This window comes from Roseobacter phycocola, assembly GCF_042055075.2.
Classification (GTDB): domain Bacteria; phylum Pseudomonadota; class Alphaproteobacteria; order Rhodobacterales; family Rhodobacteraceae; genus Roseobacter.
Map to the genome: position 1 here is coordinate 2824321 of NZ_CP194010.1, position 17292 is coordinate 2841612.

At 61.2% G+C, this 17292-nt stretch carries 18 protein-coding genes; 7 read left to right on the forward strand and 11 right to left on the reverse strand.

The features are described 5' to 3' along the window. Positions 1 to 6 precede the first annotated feature (6 nt). The 5 genes from AB4K19_RS13900 to AB4K19_RS13920 all read right to left on the reverse strand — a co-directional run bounded on the left by AB4K19_RS13900 (position 7) and on the right by AB4K19_RS13920 (position 4127). Positions 7 to 606, reverse strand: a complete 600-nt coding sequence (locus AB4K19_RS13900; RefSeq protein WP_375228918.1) for a hypothetical protein — start codon at positions 604 to 606, stop codon at positions 7 to 9. Between the two features lie 24 nt (positions 607 to 630). Further along, positions 631 to 765 (reverse strand): aa3-type cytochrome c oxidase subunit IV, encoded by a 135-nt coding sequence (locus AB4K19_RS13905; protein WP_375228919.1) that lies wholly within the window; start codon positions 763 to 765, stop codon positions 631 to 633. Positions 766 to 876: 111 nt separating this feature from the next. After that, a complete protein-coding gene (locus AB4K19_RS13910; RefSeq protein ID WP_375228920.1) occupies positions 877 to 1362 on the reverse strand; it encodes a DUF6173 family protein in 486 nt (161 codons plus the stop codon). Between the two features lie 3 nt (positions 1363 to 1365). Continuing rightward, complete coding sequence (locus AB4K19_RS13915; protein ID WP_375228921.1) at positions 1366 to 2412, reverse strand: MBL fold metallo-hydrolase; 1047 nt, start codon at positions 2410 to 2412, stop codon at positions 1366 to 1368. After that, complete coding sequence (locus tag AB4K19_RS13920) at positions 2412 to 4127, reverse strand: acyl-CoA dehydrogenase (protein ID WP_375228922.1); 1716 nt, start codon at positions 4125 to 4127, stop codon at positions 2412 to 2414. The genes AB4K19_RS13915 and AB4K19_RS13920 overlap by 1 nt, the downstream gene beginning before the upstream one ends. A gap of 123 nt (positions 4128 to 4250) precedes the next feature. On the opposite strand from AB4K19_RS13920, the gene AB4K19_RS13925 reads away from it, so the two are divergent. Next, positions 4251 to 5192, forward strand: coding sequence for an L-threonylcarbamoyladenylate synthase (locus AB4K19_RS13925; protein WP_436398049.1), 942 nt, complete (start codon positions 4251 to 4253; stop codon positions 5190 to 5192). Positions 5193 to 5197: 5 nt separating this feature from the next. On the opposite strand, the gene AB4K19_RS13930 is transcribed toward AB4K19_RS13925, so the two are convergent. Beyond that, on the reverse strand, positions 5198 to 5782 hold the full coding sequence (locus AB4K19_RS13930; protein WP_375228923.1) for a YqgE/AlgH family protein: 585 nt from the start codon (positions 5780 to 5782) through the stop codon (positions 5198 to 5200). A gap of 118 nt (positions 5783 to 5900) precedes the next feature. Between AB4K19_RS13930 and AB4K19_RS13935 the strand changes: the two genes are divergently transcribed. After that, entirely contained in the window at positions 5901 to 6707 is an 807-nt protein-coding gene (locus AB4K19_RS13935; protein WP_436398053.1) for a protein-disulfide reductase DsbD domain-containing protein, read from the forward strand. Here AB4K19_RS13935 and AB4K19_RS13940 read toward each other — a convergent pair. The 4 genes from AB4K19_RS13940 to AB4K19_RS13955 form a co-directional block, all read right to left on the reverse strand. Beyond that, positions 6686 to 10099 carry an efflux RND transporter permease subunit gene (locus AB4K19_RS13940; protein ID WP_375228925.1) on the reverse strand — a complete coding sequence of 1138 codons (3414 nt, stop codon included), beginning with the start codon at positions 10097 to 10099 and terminating at the stop codon, positions 6686 to 6688. The genes AB4K19_RS13935 and AB4K19_RS13940 overlap by 22 nt on opposite strands. A 2-nt stretch (positions 10100 to 10101) precedes the next feature. Then, entirely contained in the window at positions 10102 to 11544 is a 1443-nt protein-coding gene (locus AB4K19_RS13945) for an efflux RND transporter periplasmic adaptor subunit (protein WP_375228926.1), read from the reverse strand. 114 nt (positions 11545 to 11658) lie between these two features. Continuing rightward, on the reverse strand, positions 11659 to 12201 hold the full coding sequence (gene moaB / locus AB4K19_RS13950; RefSeq protein WP_375228927.1) for a molybdenum cofactor biosynthesis protein B: 543 nt from the start codon (positions 12199 to 12201) through the stop codon (positions 11659 to 11661). Between the two features lie 25 nt (positions 12202 to 12226). Next, the gene (locus tag AB4K19_RS13955; RefSeq protein ID WP_375228928.1) at positions 12227 to 13018 is read right to left on the reverse strand and encodes a uracil-DNA glycosylase; all 792 of its coding nucleotides are present in this window, start codon (positions 13016 to 13018) and stop codon (positions 12227 to 12229) included. A 114-nt stretch (positions 13019 to 13132) separates the two neighbouring features. Here AB4K19_RS13955 and AB4K19_RS13960 point away from each other — a divergent pair, with 114 nt between their 5' ends. The 5 genes from AB4K19_RS13960 to AB4K19_RS13980 all read left to right on the forward strand — a co-directional run bounded on the left by AB4K19_RS13960 (position 13133) and on the right by AB4K19_RS13980 (position 16919). Next, positions 13133 to 14080: an aspartate carbamoyltransferase catalytic subunit gene (locus tag AB4K19_RS13960; RefSeq protein ID WP_436398059.1), complete on the forward strand. Its 948-nt coding sequence runs from the start codon at positions 13133 to 13135 to the stop codon at positions 14078 to 14080. Next, positions 14077 to 14622 (forward strand): hypothetical protein, encoded by a 546-nt coding sequence (locus tag AB4K19_RS13965; protein WP_375228929.1) that lies wholly within the window; start codon positions 14077 to 14079, stop codon positions 14620 to 14622. The genes AB4K19_RS13960 and AB4K19_RS13965 overlap by 4 nt, the downstream gene beginning before the upstream one ends. A gap of 124 nt (positions 14623 to 14746) precedes the next feature. Then, positions 14747 to 16030 carry a dihydroorotase gene (gene pyrC / locus AB4K19_RS13970; protein ID WP_375228930.1) on the forward strand — a complete coding sequence of 428 codons (1284 nt, stop codon included), beginning with the start codon at positions 14747 to 14749 and terminating at the stop codon, positions 16028 to 16030. Then, on the forward strand, positions 16030 to 16638 hold the full coding sequence (gene plsY / locus AB4K19_RS13975) for a glycerol-3-phosphate 1-O-acyltransferase PlsY (RefSeq protein WP_375230899.1): 609 nt from the start codon (positions 16030 to 16032) through the stop codon (positions 16636 to 16638). Before pyrC ends, plsY begins: the two co-directional genes overlap by 1 nt. After that, positions 16638 to 16919 (forward strand): hypothetical protein, encoded by a 282-nt coding sequence (locus AB4K19_RS13980; RefSeq protein WP_375228931.1) that lies wholly within the window; start codon positions 16638 to 16640, stop codon positions 16917 to 16919. The genes plsY and AB4K19_RS13980 overlap by 1 nt, the downstream gene beginning before the upstream one ends. Here the strand turns inward: AB4K19_RS13980 and AB4K19_RS13985 are convergent. Then, on the reverse strand, positions 16901 to 17290 hold the full coding sequence (locus tag AB4K19_RS13985) for an ectoine synthase (RefSeq protein WP_375228932.1): 390 nt from the start codon (positions 17288 to 17290) through the stop codon (positions 16901 to 16903). The two genes, AB4K19_RS13980 and AB4K19_RS13985, sit on opposite strands and share 19 nt — an antisense overlap. Positions 17291 to 17292: the final 2 nt, after the last annotated feature.

Here is a 17292-nt window from a genome sequence, read left to right on the forward strand (position 1 = left end):
CAGCGGTCAGTTCTGCGCTGATACAATCCCATCGACCACGTCACCCTCGTCATTTTCGTAGTAACGGTCGGTGACCACATCAGGGCGCTGCGCCAGCTGGTTCATAAGCCTGATCGGGAACCAGGTCTGGTCGACTTCCTCAAATCCCGGAACCTGCCGCAGCACGCCGGATGTCGCGTTGGTACACATAGAACCGGGGACAGCGCCCCGCGCCTTGACCAGAGCCAGCGCCGTTTCAGCCTGTGCCGGGGTCACAGTAAACTCCTGCGAAACCACGTGGTACGTGCTGCGGGCGTGAGCACTTTTATAGCTCTGCAGCCAGGCAGGGGTGACACCATAAAGGACGTCAGCGCGTTTCGCGATATCGGGGTGCTTGAAGGACCCGGCCGGATCATAGATCACCCGCTGTGATCCACTCACCATAATCGCTGTATGGCCGCCGGTCTCGGACCGGTTGTTGACCATCGTGAAAACCGTAATTGTGGGCGGCCCGTCCGCCTTATAGGCGGATGCCGCCACCCGTTCGGGAGATGCATCAAACGGTCGGGAAACAGCTGTGCAGCCTGCAACCAGCAGCACAAGACCAAGAGCCACAATTAAGCGCACAGGTCCGCCTTTCAGTTTACGGGATCAGGTGATGAAAATGGCCATCCAGATGATGATGCCAATGATGACGATCACGGCCCATTTGGTCCATGCCATGAAACCGTCAAATGTTTTTTCCTGAACCGACGTATCCATCTCGCCGTGCTTGTGATCTGCCATTGCCGCAGCCCCTGTAATTCAAACGTTCGACTCCAGCCCTAATGGATTCGGATCGCGCTGTCACCCGCATTGCACGGGATGCGCGCATATGCCCGCGCCGCCGTCGCGCGTTCAGCTCTGAGCACTCTCCTGAGCGTCAGCTTCCGCTTCCAGATCCTCGACAAGACGGAACCCAATGCGGGCAGCGCCCTGCCGCTCCTGCGGGACCGGCAGCGCACGCAGCATCACGTTCAGCTGGCTGACATGCTGTACCAGCTGCATACGGGCGCCGGAATCGTCGCTGCCGTAGAACGTCACGATGTCTGGGTCAAAATAGCCCATGCCCTCAATCCGCAGAACGCCGGTATCACCTCCGGCAAACCCCATTGCGACCTCATGCGCGTTGTCGAGCTCTTCCTCGAAGTTCCGCAAATATACGATCAGCCGCTCATAGGCCCATCGTGCAGGCGATTTCTGGGTCGCGGGTTTGTCTGACAGGGCTTTGGGGACTGGTTTGTCACCAGCGTTTTTTGCACCGGGACGGGTATGTACCTCGTGCAGCCCGGCGCGCACTTCGGCCTCGCGGGCCTCAGCGGATGTGTTGATCTCATCACCCATGGCTTATCCTTTGCGCTGATACTCCCACGCACCATCGGCGCGCATGCTCCGCGTGACAAGCCCCTGCTGATACAGATGACTGACATGTGCAAAGGCTTCAACCAGCGCAAGCCCATATTCAGCATGCCCGATTTTTCGCTTGAAGAGCGGCACGAAACACTCGCCGGCAGCTTTGGGTGTGTCGAGAAAATCGAGCAGCCGCTCCAGCGCGCCGTGATGGTTGTCAATGAGCTGCCGCATCCGCAACGGCAGCCCGGTGAAGGGCAGCTTGTGCCCTCCGAGCACCAGATGATCAGATCGGGCAAGCCCGGACAACCTCTCACAGGCCTCCAGCCAGTCAGAGACCGGGTCCGCCATCGGCTCGGTCGGGTAGACGCCGATATTCGGACTGATCGATGGCAGGATCTGATCACCTGCCAGGACTAGATTATCGTCCCGGCTCCAGAATGTAGCATGTTCAGGCGCGTGCCCGTTGCCGATGTGCACATCCCATGTCCGCCCGCCCATCCGGATTGTGTCATCCTGCCGGATGCGGGTGAACCCGAGCGGAAGCGGCGCCACCACATCCGCAAAGTTGAACGGGCGCTCATTCCTGCGCTTTTCCAGAATGTCCGCGGACATGCCGGCTTCGCGGTAAAATGCCATAGCTTCCGGCGGCGGCACCGCCTGAACATCAAGTGTCAGCATGCGCGCCATCAGCCAGGAGGTCCGGCTGGTCACGAGTTCCGCCCCGTATTCCGACATCAGCCAGCCTGCGAGGCCCACGTGATCCGGATGATGATGCGTCACGATTACCCTGTTGACCGGTCTGCCACCCAAAGGCCCCTCGATCAGCTTCCGCCAGATCGCGCGGCCACGGTCCGAGGCAAACCCGGTGTCCACAATGCTCCAGCCATCCCCATCGTCGAGCGCGTAGACGTTGACATGGTCGAGCTTCATCGGAAGCGGCAGGCGCATCCAGAGCACACCGGGCGCGACCTCGGTCGTGGTTCCTTCGGCGGGCGGCTCAGACCAGGGATATCTCAGCCCGTTGGCATCATTGTCCTTCATCAGGCCGCCAGTTCATCCGCGCTCAGGGCATACAGATCACCGGTGCCCTCCCGTGCCTGCGCAAGCAGACCGGCATATTCCGGCAAGAGCCGGGTGATGTAGAACCGTGCCAGCGTTTCGCGCGGCGTTCCCTGCCCGGCCAGTGCTGCGCGCAGATGCACCCAGGCGCCCAGCACACGGGCAAACCCACGCTGGTAAGGCACCGCCCCGCCGAACCGGATGTTCATATCGTCCTGAGACGCCAGCCATTCCGTGGTTTCGCGCAGAGTCTCGCTGGCCTGCCAGACGGCTTCGGCCAGATCCGGACAGACACCCCGCGCCTCTTCAGCGCAGGCTTCGATCTCATCCATCAGCCGGAACGCGGCATCGCCACCATCCATCATTTTACGACCGACCAGATCCATCGCCTGGATACCGTTTGTTCCCTCATAGATGGCCGTGACACGCACATCGCGGCAGAACTGAGCGGCACCCGTTTCCTCAATGAACCCCATACCGCCATGCACCTGAAGACCCATGTCACTGACAGAAATACCCGTGTCGGTCCCGAAGGATTTGTTGACCGGCGTCAGCAGTGCCGCACGCGCCCGCCAGGCGGCGTCTTCTGTTGCCGCGGCCATATCAATGGCGACAGCACAGCTGAGCGCAATGCCGCGTGCTGCAAATACATCCGCTTTCATGGTCATCAGCATGCGGCGGACATCGGCGTGATCGATGATCGTCCCGGTGCCGTTTTCGACAGAACTCCGCCCCTGACGGCGTTCCGTGGCATAGGCCAGCGCGTGCTGGAATGCTGCCTCGGCAACACCAATGCCCTGGATACCCACGCCAAGACGGGCGTTGTTCATCATTGTGAACATCGCCGCCATGCCGCCCTGTTGTGCGCCGATAAGCCAGCCAGTGGCGTTTTCATACTCCATCACCGCCGTCGGGGATCCGTGCAGGCCCAGTTTGTGCTCAAGGCTGACAACCCGCACACCATTTGCAACTCCTGGCGCACCCGATGCGTCGGGAATGAACTTGGGCACCAGAAACAGGCTGATCCCTTTCGTTCCGTCCGGCGCACCCGGCAGGCGGGCAAGGACGAGATGACAGACGTTTTCCGCCACGTCGTGGTCACCCCAGCTGATATAGATTTTCTGCCCGGACACTGCATAAGTCCCATCGCCGTTATCGACCGCTTTCGTCGACAGAGCCCCGACATCCGATCCGGCCTGCGGCTCGGTCAGGTTCATCGTACCGGTCCACTCCCCCGAAATCAGCTTTGGCAGATAGAGGGCGCGCAGGGCGTCGCTTGCGTGATGCTCCAGCGCCTCGATCTGGCCCTGGCTCATAAGCGGGGCAAGCTGCAGCGAAAGGCAGGCGGCGCTCATCATCTCGTTGACCGCCGAAGCGAGGGTCTGGGGCAATCCCATACCCCCGTGCTCAGGATCAGCCGAGATCCCGACCCAGCCACCTTCGGCAATCGCCCTGTAGCCTTCGGCGTATCCGGGTGACGTGCGCACGACACCATTCTCAAGCCGGGCGGGATGAAGATCACCCGGCCTCTGCAGCGGCGCCAGGACATCTTCGGAAATCCGTGCAGCTTCCGTCAGAATGGCCCGCGACATATCAGGCGTGGCCTCAGCAAACCGTTCCGTTTCGGCGACGCGGTCAAATCCAACCACCTGGTCAAGCAGGAATGAGAAATCATCAAGGGGGGCTGTATAAGGCATGAAGTGTTCTCCGGCTCCGGTGCGCACTGGCTTGGCAAGGCGCATGGCAGCTTATAAGGCATGGGCAGGATCATGGAGCGGCACGTCCCCCGCAGCAACCAGAACGCGGCGTCACGAACAAAGATGACCGAAACACAGACACAAACCCTCCGGGCTGATGCGCCGGGTATCGCCACAGCTGCGCGCCTCCTGCACGAAGGCCGTCTTGTCGCCTTCCCGACCGAGACGGTCTATGGTCTTGGAGCTGATGCGCGCAACGCCAGCGCCGTGGCCTCTGTTTACGCCGCCAAGGGAAGACCATCGTTCAACCCCCTGATCGTACATGTCGCAGATAAGGAAGCGGCCCGCAGCTTTGTGGAATGGAATGAAACAGCGGACCTGCTGGCCACACATTTCTGGCCGGGCCCGCTGACACTCGTTCTGCCGCTGCGCGCGGATCACGGTCTCGCAACGCTGGTGACGGCCGGTCTGCCGACTGTCGCGATCCGCGTCCCGGCACACCCGGCAGCGCGGGCCCTTTTGCACGCATTTGAAGGGCCGGTCGCTGCACCGTCAGCCAATCCATCCGGGCGGATCAGTCCGACGCGCGCGGCCCATGTCCTTTCCGGCCTGGACGGGCGTATCGCAGCCGTGCTGGATGACGGACCGTGCAGCGTAGGTCTGGAGAGCACGATTATTGCACCGGACCCGGTGCCCACATTGCTGCGCGCGGGCGGGCTTGCACTGGGGGACATTGAAAAGGTTCTTGGCACCCGCCCGGTGCCGCCGCAGACAGATGATATCCAAAGCCCCGGCCAGCTTCTGTCGCATTACGCCCCCGGCGCATCAGTACGATTGAACGCAACAGACGTGAAGCCCGGCGAAGTGCTGCTGGGTTTTGGCTCTGTGCCCTGTGACCTGAACCTGTCTGCTGGGGGTGATCTGCACGAGGCTGCTGCAAATCTTTTTGATCACCTTCATCGCCTGGATCAGACAGGAAAACCGATCGCCGTGGTGCCGGTGCCGGAAAAAGGTCTGGGGGCGGCGATCAATGATCGTCTGCGCAGGGCAGCAGCACCCCGCTGACCCGTTCAGGCGTTACCTGCCTCGCTCGACAGAACCACCGGGTCGACTCCGATCGTCCTGAGCGCTGCGCTCCACTGTCTGTTTGCGCGGGTGCCGAAAACGAGCCCAGGCGACGCCTCTGCAATCAGCCATCCATTACGCGCAATCTCGCTCTCCAGCTGACCTGGCCCCCAACCGGCATACCCCAGCATCATGCGCGCACGACGTGGCCCTTCTCCGCGGGCGATCTCCTCAAGAATATCCAGGGTTGCCGTCATGCCGAACCCACCGGGGACAGCCAGCGTATGCAGGTTCGACTGATAGTCCCCGGAATGCAGGACAAACCCACGACCGGTTTCAACGGGACCTCCGAAATGAACCGGCATGGCCTTTGCGTCATCAGTGGGTTCGATCTCCAGCTGATCCAGCACATCGCTCATCCGGATGTCTTCTGCGACCTTATTGAGGATCAGCCCCATCGCGCCTTTGTCCGAATAATCGCAGATCAGCACGACAGATTGCACAAACCTCGGGTCATCCATGCCCGGCATGGCGACCAGCAGGCGACCCGTCAGATGCAGGCCGTTTTCAGAGTTCAGCGCGACCGTCATGATACAACCATGACCTGTAGTCCATAAGCACGCAAGCCCCGGGTGGCTCCGATGGCACGAAACATCGCTGACCGGATCGTGACTTGGCATTTCAACCCTCTGCGCGCATATCGGGACTATGAAAAACAGCATTCTGACCGCGATACTCTGCATGAGCGCCTCAACGACCGCATCGGCGCAGGACAGCTTTGCCGATCCGGTGACTGCTCAGGTCCTGCCCGGCTGGGTCCGCGCTGACGGCACACGGGTGGCTGCGCTGCAGCTCGCACTGGAGCCCGGGTGGAAAACTTACTGGCGCGCGCCTGGCGATGCCGGGATCCCGCCGTCCTTTGACTGGTCCGGTTCACGGAACCTGCATTCAGTTGGTATTTCCTGGCCCGCGCCGGAAGTCTTCGACCAGAACGGCATGCGCTCGATCGGTTACGAAAACAACCTTGTCATTCCGCTCACGATCACACCTTCAAACCCGGGCAAACCTGTAAGTCTGTCGGTTGGAATGGATCTCGGCATCTGTTCAGACATCTGCATTCCCTACCAGCTGTCTTTTGAAGCAGTGCTCGACACGGATGCTACCCGGCCGACCCCGGCAATCGCCGCAGCCCTCGCAGAGCGTCCCTTTTCCGCACGGGAAGCCGGTGTTTCTTCCGCAACATGCCGAATCGAGCCGACCGAAGACGGGATCCGCCTGAAAGCTGAAGTTACAATGCCATCCGCGGGGGGGCGCGAAGTTGCGGTGATCGAATCCGGCGTTCCCGGTGTCTGGGTCAGCGAAGCAGAAACTTCCCGCTCAGGCGGCAGAGTTACCGCTGTATCCGAAATGATCCACGCGGATGGTGGCGTCATAGCGCTCGACCGGCAGGCCATCAGGATCACCGTGCTTGGAAGTCAGCACGCCGTTGATATTCAGGGATGCACACCGGGCTGAGGCCTGCGGCGGATCAGCGCCACCCAAAGCACTGCAACCAGCCAGCCCAGCAGGGCAATAAGCGCGGCACCCACCAGAAACAGCAGCAGAGCTGCGCCCACTGGCGCCATGGATGACAGCGTCGGCGCGGCAGCCACCAGCGGTCCCGGCAAAGCACCCTCGAGGCCAACCCAACCCAGTGTGAATGCGGCCCAGGCCACGATCATGACCCACAGCGCCGCAAAGCTGACCCGCACGCTGCGAAGGGGGGACCGCAGCCCGCGACGCATCGCCATCGTCTGCCGCGACAGGTCATGGCCGATGGCGAGCATGGCAGGCACAACCAGCAGAACGAGCACCACCCCGAACCCAAGGCCGTAAACCAGCGTGATTATGGACGGCTTCAGAAACTGCGCCTGAACGCTTTTTTCGTAAAGCAGCGGCATCATTCCCAGAACGGTGGTCAGTGTGGTCAGGATCACGGGCCGCAGCCGGTCGGCGGCACCATCAATAATAGACGGGATCAGGCCACGGTCCTGCGCGTATTCATCGATGGTCGTCACCAGAACGATTGAATCGTTGATGATGATGCCGGTCATTCCCAACAGCCCGACAACGGTGAACATGCTAAGCGGAACGTCCCAGGCGACGTGGCCATAAATTGTCCCGACCAGCCCAAAGGGAATGATGGCCATAACCACCGCCGGTCGCGACCAGCTGCCGAAAATCCAGGCCAGCACCAGATAAATACCCACAAGACACAGGATCTGACCGTTCATGGCGCCGCTTAGAAAAGCACTTTCCTGCTCAGACAAACCCGCCAGCTGATAACGGATCTGATACCTGCTGGCGACGTCCGGCAGGATTTCCTTCTCAAGGGTTTCCATGATTTCATTGGCGCGTCTCGGGTTGTCTTCGGATATGTCCCCTTTGACGGAAACCACACGTATGCCGTTACGGCGCGCAATTTCGGTGAACCCCGCGCGCTGCTGCACGGTAACAATGTCTGTCAGCGGCACATAGAGCCCGTCAGGCGTGCGCAGCTGAGTGCTTTCCAGAAAATCTGCGCTCAGTTCGTCCTCCGGAAGCTCAACCCGGATTTCGGCGCTGCGACGGCCTTCAGGATAGGTTGCCGCCTCGATACCGCCCAGCCGGTTGCGCAGCGTACGCCCCAGTGAGTCGCTGTTGAACCCAAGTGCAATGCCCCGCGCTGTGAGATCGAGAATGAGTTCGTCGCGGCCATACCTGAGTGAATCCTCCAGAGCCGAGACTTCGGGAAACCCACTCAGCGCAGACTGAATTTCCAGGCTGGCCGCCTTCAGAGTAGTCGCCCCCGCACCGGATAAATCAATGTCGATTGTATCCGCTTCCGGCCCCGAGCGTGTGCGCCGGAAACTCACGATTTCGACCAACGGGTGTTCCACCACCCGTTCCTGCAGATCCGCAACAAAGGCGCCGCTGGTAAAGGGCCGCAGATCCGCGTCTGCCAGCTCGACGGTAATGCCACCGAGCAGGTCGCGTCCCTTTCCCTCTGTGCCGGACAACCTGCGGCCGACATTGCCACCGGTCCGTGAGACTACCGACCGGACTGGTGCCACCCCGTACCGTTCTTCGTATTCGACAGACACTTCATCCACAGCGCGCTGCAGCTGTCGCATCATCACGAGGGTGTCGTCCCGCGTCGCCCCCTCGGCCATGACAAAATTGCCGTAGAGCATGCTGCGCTCAGGCGCATTGAAAAACCGCCACTGCACATCACCGCGCAGGAATACCGCGATCTGACTGGCCAGTAACAGGATCGCGCCGGCAAGAACCGCATACCGGCACGTGATCACAAGCCCCATAAACGGACGGAAAAGTCGTTCGCGAAACCAGACAAAGCCTCGGTTTACCTGCCGGCTTGGCCAGTCATACCAGCGCTCTTTGGCCCGCGCGGCCAATGCATGGGACATGTGGTTGGGCAGGATCAGAAAGCATTCGATAAGCGAGGCTGCGACCACCGCAACGACGGTAAGCGGAATATCCCGGATAAACCGGCCATACCATCCATCAATCGCCGCAAGTCCTGCAAAGGCGATTATCGTTGTCAGTGTGGCCGCCAGCACCGGAAGCGCCATACGGCGGGCCGCGTTCTCTGCGGCAACAACAGGCGGCTCACCCAGGTGGCGGGCACGGAAATCCCCATGCTCACCGACCACAATGGCGTCATCCACGACAATGCCAAGTGTAATGATCAGACCGAAAAGGGTGATCATGTTCAGGGTCAGGCCGCCGATATACATGATCGACAATGCTGCAAGCATCGCAACCGGGATACCGGCTGCCACCCAGAACGCCGTGCGCGCGTTCAGGAACAGAAAGAGCAGCCCGACGACAAGCACAAGCCCGGTCAGACCGTTCTCAATCAGCATACTGAGCCGGGCAGAGATCGCTTCAGAGCGCGTACCCGTCAGTTCTGCGGTAACGCCTTCGGGCAGCGTAGGTTGCAGCATGGCAACGGTCTGTTCAACGGAGTCCTGAATGTCGATCGCATCACCCTGCGCGGACCGCTCCACCCTGAGCACAACGGCCGGATTATCCCGGACGAAAAGGCTGAGTTGCCGGTCTGATGCGAGACGGTTAACCCCGGCTATGTCTCCCAGCGCCAGCTGAGATCCATCATCATTGGTCTTCAGAACGATCGACGCGATCTGGTCAGGTGTTCGTTTTCCTGAACCGGTTGCAATCCGGGTACTGGTCCCCGTGACATTACCGGCCGGGTCTGTATCGGTTTCTGCCGCGATGGCCGCGGCAATATCCGCCATGGAGAGATCATGGGCCACCAGATTTACCGTCGGCACCTCGACGACAGTCTGCGACGGCGCAACGCCCGCAATGGTCACGCGTGTGACACCCCGCGCATACAGCAAATCAACAAGCTCGTCGCCGTATTGTGCGAGTTGCAGAGGCGCAACAGGCCCATGAAGGACAACATTGGTCACACGTTCCCGCCACCCGGATGCCCTGACATCAGGCTCCTCTGCCGTTTCAGGCAGATCGCTTACCTCCTCGACCGCCACGCGAAGGTCCGCAACGCCCTGCTCCAGGCTCCAGCCGGGCTCAAAGCTGATCCGGAACCCGGCGCGCCCGGCTCTTGCTGTGGAACTCACCTGCTCAACGCCCTCAACCCCCAGCAGGGATGGCGTCATCAGATCGATGATGGCGCTGTCCACTTCTTCGGCACCGGCACCTTTCCAGACCACCGAAACGGAAGCGGTCTGACGCACGACATCCGGGAAAAACTGCGTGCGCAGATTGGGCAGAGACACCAGTCCCGAGAGCAGGAGCACAAAAAGCAACAGGTTGGCAGCGGTTCGGTGCCGGGTGAAATAGGACAGAAGGCCGGTGGATGATGCTTTTGCAACTCCCCGCATACTCAGCCGCTTGTCCCGGTTTCAGACGGCCTTAACTGCCGCGCGTTCAGGTCAGTAACTGCCGTCAGCACCTGACCCCGCACCCCTGGCGCAGCGGTCGCTCTGTACTTTGGTTCCGGAGACGAACGGCGGGTGGACCGCGCCTGCGCCGGACCCGCATAAGGCATTGTCAGCCGGGCCTGCTCATCAGACAAAAGAGAACCGTCCAGCGGTCGCACAGAAATACCGGGCCCCAGAAGCGGCGTTCGCGCATTCACAACATCACGGCCATCTATGCCTTCGCCGGAAACGATAATTTCGTCCCCCTGACGCCGAAGCAGAACAACCGGGACCGACTGCAGCCGGTTGTTGTCGTCGACAACAAGGACGTCACCGCCCGCACCAAGAGCAGATGCCGGCAGACGCACAACACCATCAAGCGCCGGTTCATCCACCATCACGGTGACAAAGTCCCCGGGCCGGAAACCACGCGGGTTTTCCAGTGTCGCAAAAATCAGGCGCCCGGTCTGCCCTTCGGCGGCGCCGGCGCTGACCCGGGTGATCCGCCCGGTGGCCCGGACATCGGCGCCGGTCACGTCAAGTGTGGCGACAACGGACGCCGGGATAAGACGTCCCGATGGATCCAGAAGACGGGTGTATTGTGCGGTCGAAATACGGAAGGCAACCTCAAGATCATCGGGATCAACAAGATCCGCCAGACGTTCGTTTACGCCGACCAACCCGCCTGCGATCACCGCTGTATCACTGAGCACGCCATCAAAGGGCGCTGTCACCGTTGTATCTGCCAGCGTCCGCCGCGCCTCCTCCACAGCGATTTCAGCACGTGCGAGGCGGGTGTCCGCCTGATCAATCCGTGCCTCAGCCTGGGTCACAGCCTGTCGTGTGGATATGACAACGGCCCGGGCGGCGGCGGCTGCCAGTTCTGCCGTCTCAACTGCTGCCGCTGTGCCGACACCTCTGCCGGACAGATCGGATTGCCGCTGAAAGGCCCGGGCACGCAGATCTGCCTGGTCAGCAGCCGCCTGCTGCTCCAGAAACGCCAGCTCAAGACTGCGGGCCGCATCGCGCACTTCCGCACGCGCATCTGCCAGATCCGCTGTCAGCCGGTCGAGGTCCGATTGTGCATCCCTTGGATCAATCTGCAGCAGAACGCTCCCTGCGGTCACAGCGCCGCCATCCTCGAAATTTTCTGCTAGTGATACGATGCGGCCCGCCAGCGCCGCGCGCAGTTCGAGGGTCCGCCGCGAGGAAATCTCACCGAACGCGCGCAGCACCGGTTGCTGCGTACCGGGTTCTGCGCGGGTCAGGGTGACCGCGAAAACCCGCTCTTCGGCTGCCCTGGAAGGCGGCGCATCTGCAAAGCGCACTTCGAGCGCATCACGGATCAGAATACCGGCAAAAGCGAGCATGCCCAGCGTCAGAGACGCTAGGAACAGCCCTGTCATACTTTGCCTCAGAAACCGCATCGGCACCCTGAATCCGTCTCAACGTTCACTCGCATTATAACCTAGGCGGCGGAAAAAAAATACCAACCCACAAGGGTGTTACGGATCGTGGTGCTATTTCCGTCGCTGACTTTCGGTCAGGCGCGGCAGAATTTCTACAAAATTGCAGGGCCGGTGGCGGTAATCGAGCTGCATTTTCAGAATCTCGTCCCAGGCGTCCTTGCAGGCACCCGGACTGCCCGGCAGTGCGAAAAGGTAGGTCCCGTTTGCGACGCCACCTGTTGCACGGCTCTGAACAGCGCTCGTCCCGATTTTTTTCATCGATACAATCGTGAAGACCGTGCCAAAGGCATCGATCTCTTTCTCATAGACATCCCGGTGCGCCTCGACGGTTACGTCCCGCCCGGTGAGGCCCGTACCACCGGTCGACAGCACAACATCAATACCACTGTCCCGGCACCAGGCACGCAGCTGACGTGCGATTTCCTCGCGCTCGTCGGGCAGGATCCGCCGGTCGGCCAGTTCGTGCCCCGCCTCCAGCAAGCGCGACACAAGCACATCACCCGACCGGTCTGACCCCAGATCCCGGCTGTCTGATACGGTCAGGACCGCGATGCGCACGGGTATGAAATCCTGAGTTTCGTCAATTCGGCTCATGCATGTCTCTCTGGTTGCAGCAGTTTCAGGTCGCAGAAATCCGCGCGCGGATGTCGAGCAGGTCGGCCCAGGCCTCCCGCTTGGCCGCCGGGTTGCGCAAAATATATGCAGGGTGGCACATTGGCATGACCGGCACGCCATGCGCTTCGGTCCAGGTGCCCCGCAGGCGCGTAATCCCGCGTTTGCCCAGCAGCGCCTGAGCGCTGATATTACCCATCACAACCAGAACTTGCGGCTCTGCCAAAGCGATGTGGCGTTCGAGAAACGGCTTCATCATCGCAATTTCTTCAGGGGACGGATCACGGTTCTGCGGCGGGCGCCAGGGCAGTACATTTGTGATGTAGACCGGCGCATTTTCATCCGACCGACCCATGCCAATCGCCGCGAACATACGGTCCAGCAACTGACCGGCAGCACCGACAAAGGGCCGGCCCTCGCGGTCTTCATCCCGACCGGGGGCCTCGCCGACGATCATCACCGGCGCACCGGGCCTGCCATCACTGAACACGAGATTGCGTGCACCCTTCTTCAGCGCGCAGTGCTCAAAACCGGCCATCGCCTGCCGCAACGCGTCCAGCGACTGTGCGGCCTGTGCAGCCTCACGCGCTTGCGCAGCAGCGTCCGCTTCGACGGGCGTTTTTGGTGCAGCCGCCGGTGCCGATGGATGCTCCGTTTGCTTTGCACGTTTCGGCTGGCCGGGTGCAGCGGCAGGAAGATCATAACAATTGACCGGCGCATCACATATGGCCTCGGTCGCGCCCAGTTCGATCTGCCAGTCGAGCAACGCCAGCGAATGATGAAAATCGGATGATTCCATGCGCCCACTCTAACTGCTGATCCCGGCAGACTGAACCTGCGGATTTGCTTTGCGAGTGCTTGCCCGCAACGGTATGCCTCCCTATAAGGTGGAAAATCGCCTGAGGTTGCCGCAATGACGTTTCCGCACCGACACCTGCTTGGGATCGAGGCCCTCCGCCCGGCGGAAATCACCACTCTTCTTGATCTTGCCGACACCTATGCGGCGCTCAACAGACAGCCCGACAAACATGCGGATGCCCTGACCGGCCTGACGCAGATCAACATGTTCTTTGAGAATTCAACACGCACCCAGGCCAGCTTTGAAATCGCAGGCAAACGCCTGGGCGCTGACGTGATGAACATGGCGATGCAGGCCAGCTCTCTAAAAAAGGGCGAGACGCTGATCGACACGGCTCTCACTTTGAATGCGATGCATCCCGACCTGCTGGTGGTGCGGCACCCGCATTCGGGTGCTGTGGATCTGCTGGCGCAGAAAGTGAACTGCGCAGTGCTGAACGCCGGTGACGGGCGTCATGAACATCCGACACAGGCGCTGCTCGATGCGCTGACCATCCGCCGCGCCAAAGGCCGCCTGCATCGCCTGTCAATCGCCATCTGCGGAGACATCGCACACAGCCGCGTTGCCCGCTCCAACATCATGCTTCTGGGCAAGATGGAAAACCGTATCCGGCTGATCGGACCACCGACACTGATGCCTGCGGGCATTGCCGAATTCGGTGTAGAGGTCTTTGACGACATGGCCGAGGGGTTGCGCGATGTGGATGTCGTGATGATGCTGCGTCTGCAGAAGGAGCGCATGGACGGGGGCTTCATACCGTCCGAGCGCGAGTATTATCACCGTTTCGGGCTCGATGCTGAAAAGCTGTCTTATGCAGCACCGGACGCCATTGTCATGCATCCCGGGCCGATGAACCGTGGTGTCGAGATCGATGGCACCCTGGCGGACGACATCAACCGCTCCGTCATTCAGGACCAGGTTGAAATGGGTGTGGCCGTGCGCATGGCTGCAATGGACCTTCTTGCGCGCAACCTGCGCCTGACGCGCGAGGGTGCCGCATGAGCCAGACCATCGGGATACCTGCCGGCGAAACAGGCACTATTCGTGTCTTTGCGGTGAACCGCCCGGTGGCCGAGGTACAGGCCCTGTTAAAGGATGCGCCGGTTGCTGATGTTGCCCGCGGGCTGCTCGGAGACCCGCATCTGGATACGGCGGGCACAGAGCTTTTCCCGGTCAGCGATCTGGCCGGTGTCGGTCTTGCCGCCTATCTCAGCGATGGATACGCGGTCACTGATGAAGCCCTCGCACCCGATCATGCAAAGCTCGAGGCGCTGGACGGATATGTCCTTCTTGTGTTTTCTGACAGCTTTTCGGGACAGGCGTACGAACTGACCCCTGGCCAGGATCTGACTCTGATCGGCACCTATCCGGAATTCCGGCCCGGGCGCCCTACCGGATCCCTCACGGCAGACAGCGCCCTGCCCTACACCGGTGTGCCCGGCGTCGTACCCTCTGCAGCACCCCGCCGTGGGTTCGGCAGCCTCGTGGTTCTGCTGATTGCGGCTGCGGTTCTGCTGCTGGCATTGTGGTGGCTGCTGACATGACACAACGAAAGACTGGCAGATGAACGAACCAAAAGACCCCAAAATGTCCGGTCGCATCGCGATGATTGCCCTGCTTGTCGCCTTCGCGGTGGTCGGGTTGATGGTCTGGGTCGGGGCCTGACGCATGAGCAGACTGGCCTTTCTGAACGCGCGTCTCGTTGACCCGGAAAGTGATGCTGTGACTGTCGGCAGCGTTCTGGTCGAGGATGGCAAAATCGCCGACGTCGCAACCGACAATGTGCCCGCCCCGTCGGACACTACCGTCGTCGATTGTGGCCTTCGGTATCTGGCACCCGGACTCGTGGACCTCGGCGTCAAAGTCTGCGAACCGGGCGAGCGTCACAAAGAGAGCTATCGTTCCGCGGGCTTGGCCGCTGCGGCGGGCGGTGTCACAACAATGATCACCCGCCCCGACACGACACCCGCCATTGACAGCCCGGAGACGCTGGAATTTGTCACGCGGCGCGCCAACGAGGCTGCACCGGTCAATGTCCTGCCGATGGCAGCCCTGACCAAAGGCCGTGAGGGGCGCGAGATGACTGAAATTGGTTTTCTGATGGATGCGGGTGCTGTCGCGTTCACAGACTGCGACCGTGTCATCACGGATACCAAAGTGTTTTCACGGGCGCTAACCTATGCGCGGTCCCTTGGCGCGCTGGTAGTTGCCCATCCGCAGGATCCCGGCCTGAGCGCCGGTGCCGCCGCAACGTCCGGCAAGTTTGCCTCCCTGCGTGGGCTTCCTGCAGTGTCACCAATGGCCGAACGGATGGCCCTGGACCGCGACATGGCGCTGGTCGAGATGACGGGCGCACGGTACCACGCGGATCAGATCACCTGCGCACGCGCGCTGCCGGCGCTGGAACGCGCCCGCGCCAATGGTCTGGACGTAACCGCGGGCACGTCGATCCATCACCTGACGCTGAATGCCCTGGATGTCGCTGACTACCGCACCTTCTTCAAGATCAAACCCCCGCTTCGCGACGAACAGGATCGCCTGGCCATCGCGGATGCCGTCAGCACCGGGCTGATCGATGTCATTTCGTCGATGCACACACCGCAGGACGAAGAAAGCAAACGCCTGCCGTTTGAAGAGGCGGCCTCGGGCGCTGTGGCGCTGGAAACGCTGCTGCCGGCGGCCATGCGGCTCTGGCATAGCGGTTTGATCAGCCTGCCCTGCCTGTGGCGCGCGATGTCGCTCAACCCGGCGCGCAGGCTGGGCCTCGATACGGGCCGTCTGAGCCGGGGTGCTCCGGCAGATCTGGTCATCTTTGACCCGGACGCCCCCTTTTTGATGGACCGCGCGACACTACGGTCCAAATCGCGCAACACGCCGTTTGACGGGGCGCGCATGCAGGGCCGCGTGCTGTCGACCTGGGTGGGAGGTACCTGCGTGTACGAAAAACCATGATCCCTGATATTGAAAGCACATCCGGGTTGCTGATTTTCTGGGCCGTTGCTGGCTACCTGCTCGGATCGATTCCGTTTGGGATGGTTCTCGCACGGGTGATGAACCTCGGTAACCTGCGCGAAATCGGGTCGGGAAATATCGGCGCAACCAACGTGCTGCGCACCGGCAGCAAGACAGCTGCGGCCCTGACCCTGTTGCTGGATGGCGGCAAGGGCGCGGTCGCCGTCCTGCTGGCCTGCGCGGCAGGTGGTGAGGACACCGCCCAGATTGCAGCGCTGGCTGCAATGATCGGGCATTGTTATCCCGTCTGGCTGCGGTTTGCCGGCGGAAAGGGCGTGGCGACATTCCTTGGGATCGTTCTGGCTCTCAGCTTTCCCGTGGGTGCCGGTTGCTGCGTCGCCTGGCTGATCGGCGCGTTTTCTGTCCGAATATCCTCCATGGGAGCGCTGGTTTCTGCGGCGGCAGCGCCAGTGCTGATGCTGCTTCTTAGCATGCCTGCTGCAGTACTTCTGAGCCTGGCTCTGGCGGTGCTGATCTTCTGGCGCCACCGCGCCAACATCTCCCGACTGATGGCGGGAACCGAACCACGGATTGGTCAGAAATCCTGATGCCGCATCCGGATCGCTGCTTTGCCAGCGCTTTGGCCGCGCTGCCCTCCGGAACAACAACCGGCACGGCAGGGGGCAAACGCTACGTCGCCACCAAGACACTGTTCAACGCAGGGCGATCGGTAAAACTGGTCGCCGAAGAACTGGGCGGCAGCGACTACATCAGCCTGAATTTCTATATGCTCGAAAACAGCGGCAGGCTCCGCCCCTGCGAGATGAGCTCAAAGAAAGTCACCGATTTCGTTCTTGCCTTCGTGCCGGATCACCCGGACGCTGAATAACTGCCATCCGGATTATGCACCTCATCACCTTCGAGGGCGGGTGAGAAGACACAGATCAGATGGAAAGGCACGGTGCCCCGGTTTTCCACACGGTGACGGTCGTGCCGGTCCGGCGCGTAGAGAACGCCAGGTACAATGTGATGCTCATCACCGGTCTCGTGCTCTGTCACATACCCTTCGCCTGCGATGCAGTAGCAGGCCTCTATGTGATGGCGGTAATGCAGTTCCAGTTCCGCTCCCGGCAGCACCCGGGTTTCTGTCATGGAAAACCCCATGCCATCCGAACGAACCAGCAGTCGCATACTGGTCCACCCCGGGCCCGCTGCATCGCGCGGCGTGTTCTCAAGGTCTCTGCGATCTGTGACTATCATAG

What these genes read in the sequence shown, in the direction of transcription:
- AB4K19_RS13925 (WP_436398049.1), top strand. Translation starts at nt 4,251, where the DNA reads ATGACCGAAACACAGACACAAACCCTCCGGGCTGATGCGCCGGGTATC.
- AB4K19_RS13940 (WP_375228925.1), bottom strand. Translation starts at nt 10,099, where the DNA reads ATGCGGGGAGTTGCAAAAGCATCATCCACCGGCCTTCTGTCCTATTTC.
- AB4K19_RS13915 (WP_375228921.1), bottom strand. Translation starts at nt 2,412, where the DNA reads ATGAAGGACAATGATGCCAACGGGCTGAGATATCCCTGGTCTGAGCCG.
- AB4K19_RS13905 (WP_375228919.1), bottom strand. Translation starts at nt 765, where the DNA reads ATGGCAGATCACAAGCACGGCGAGATGGATACGTCGGTTCAGGAAAAA.
- AB4K19_RS13935 (WP_436398053.1), top strand. Translation starts at nt 5,901, where the DNA reads ATGAAAAACAGCATTCTGACCGCGATACTCTGCATGAGCGCCTCAACG.
- AB4K19_RS13980 (WP_375228931.1), top strand. Translation starts at nt 16,638, where the DNA reads ATGCCGCATCCGGATCGCTGCTTTGCCAGCGCTTTGGCCGCGCTGCCC.
- AB4K19_RS13985 (WP_375228932.1), bottom strand. Translation starts at nt 17,290, where the DNA reads ATGATAGTCACAGATCGCAGAGACCTTGAGAACACGCCGCGCGATGCA.
- AB4K19_RS13965 (WP_375228929.1), top strand. Translation starts at nt 14,077, where the DNA reads ATGAGCCAGACCATCGGGATACCTGCCGGCGAAACAGGCACTATTCGT.
- moaB (WP_375228927.1), bottom strand. Translation starts at nt 12,201, where the DNA reads ATGAGCCGAATTGACGAAACTCAGGATTTCATACCCGTGCGCATCGCG.
- AB4K19_RS13960 (WP_436398059.1), top strand. Translation starts at nt 13,133, where the DNA reads ATGACGTTTCCGCACCGACACCTGCTTGGGATCGAGGCCCTCCGCCCG.
- AB4K19_RS13955 (WP_375228928.1), bottom strand. Translation starts at nt 13,018, where the DNA reads ATGGAATCATCCGATTTTCATCATTCGCTGGCGTTGCTCGACTGGCAG.
- AB4K19_RS13930 (WP_375228923.1), bottom strand. Translation starts at nt 5,782, where the DNA reads ATGACGGTCGCGCTGAACTCTGAAAACGGCCTGCATCTGACGGGTCGC.
- AB4K19_RS13910 (WP_375228920.1), bottom strand. Translation starts at nt 1,362, where the DNA reads ATGGGTGATGAGATCAACACATCCGCTGAGGCCCGCGAGGCCGAAGTG.
- AB4K19_RS13920 (WP_375228922.1), bottom strand. Translation starts at nt 4,127, where the DNA reads ATGCCTTATACAGCCCCCCTTGATGATTTCTCATTCCTGCTTGACCAG.
- pyrC (WP_375228930.1), top strand. Translation starts at nt 14,747, where the DNA reads ATGAGCAGACTGGCCTTTCTGAACGCGCGTCTCGTTGACCCGGAAAGT.
- AB4K19_RS13945 (WP_375228926.1), bottom strand. Translation starts at nt 11,544, where the DNA reads ATGACAGGGCTGTTCCTAGCGTCTCTGACGCTGGGCATGCTCGCTTTT.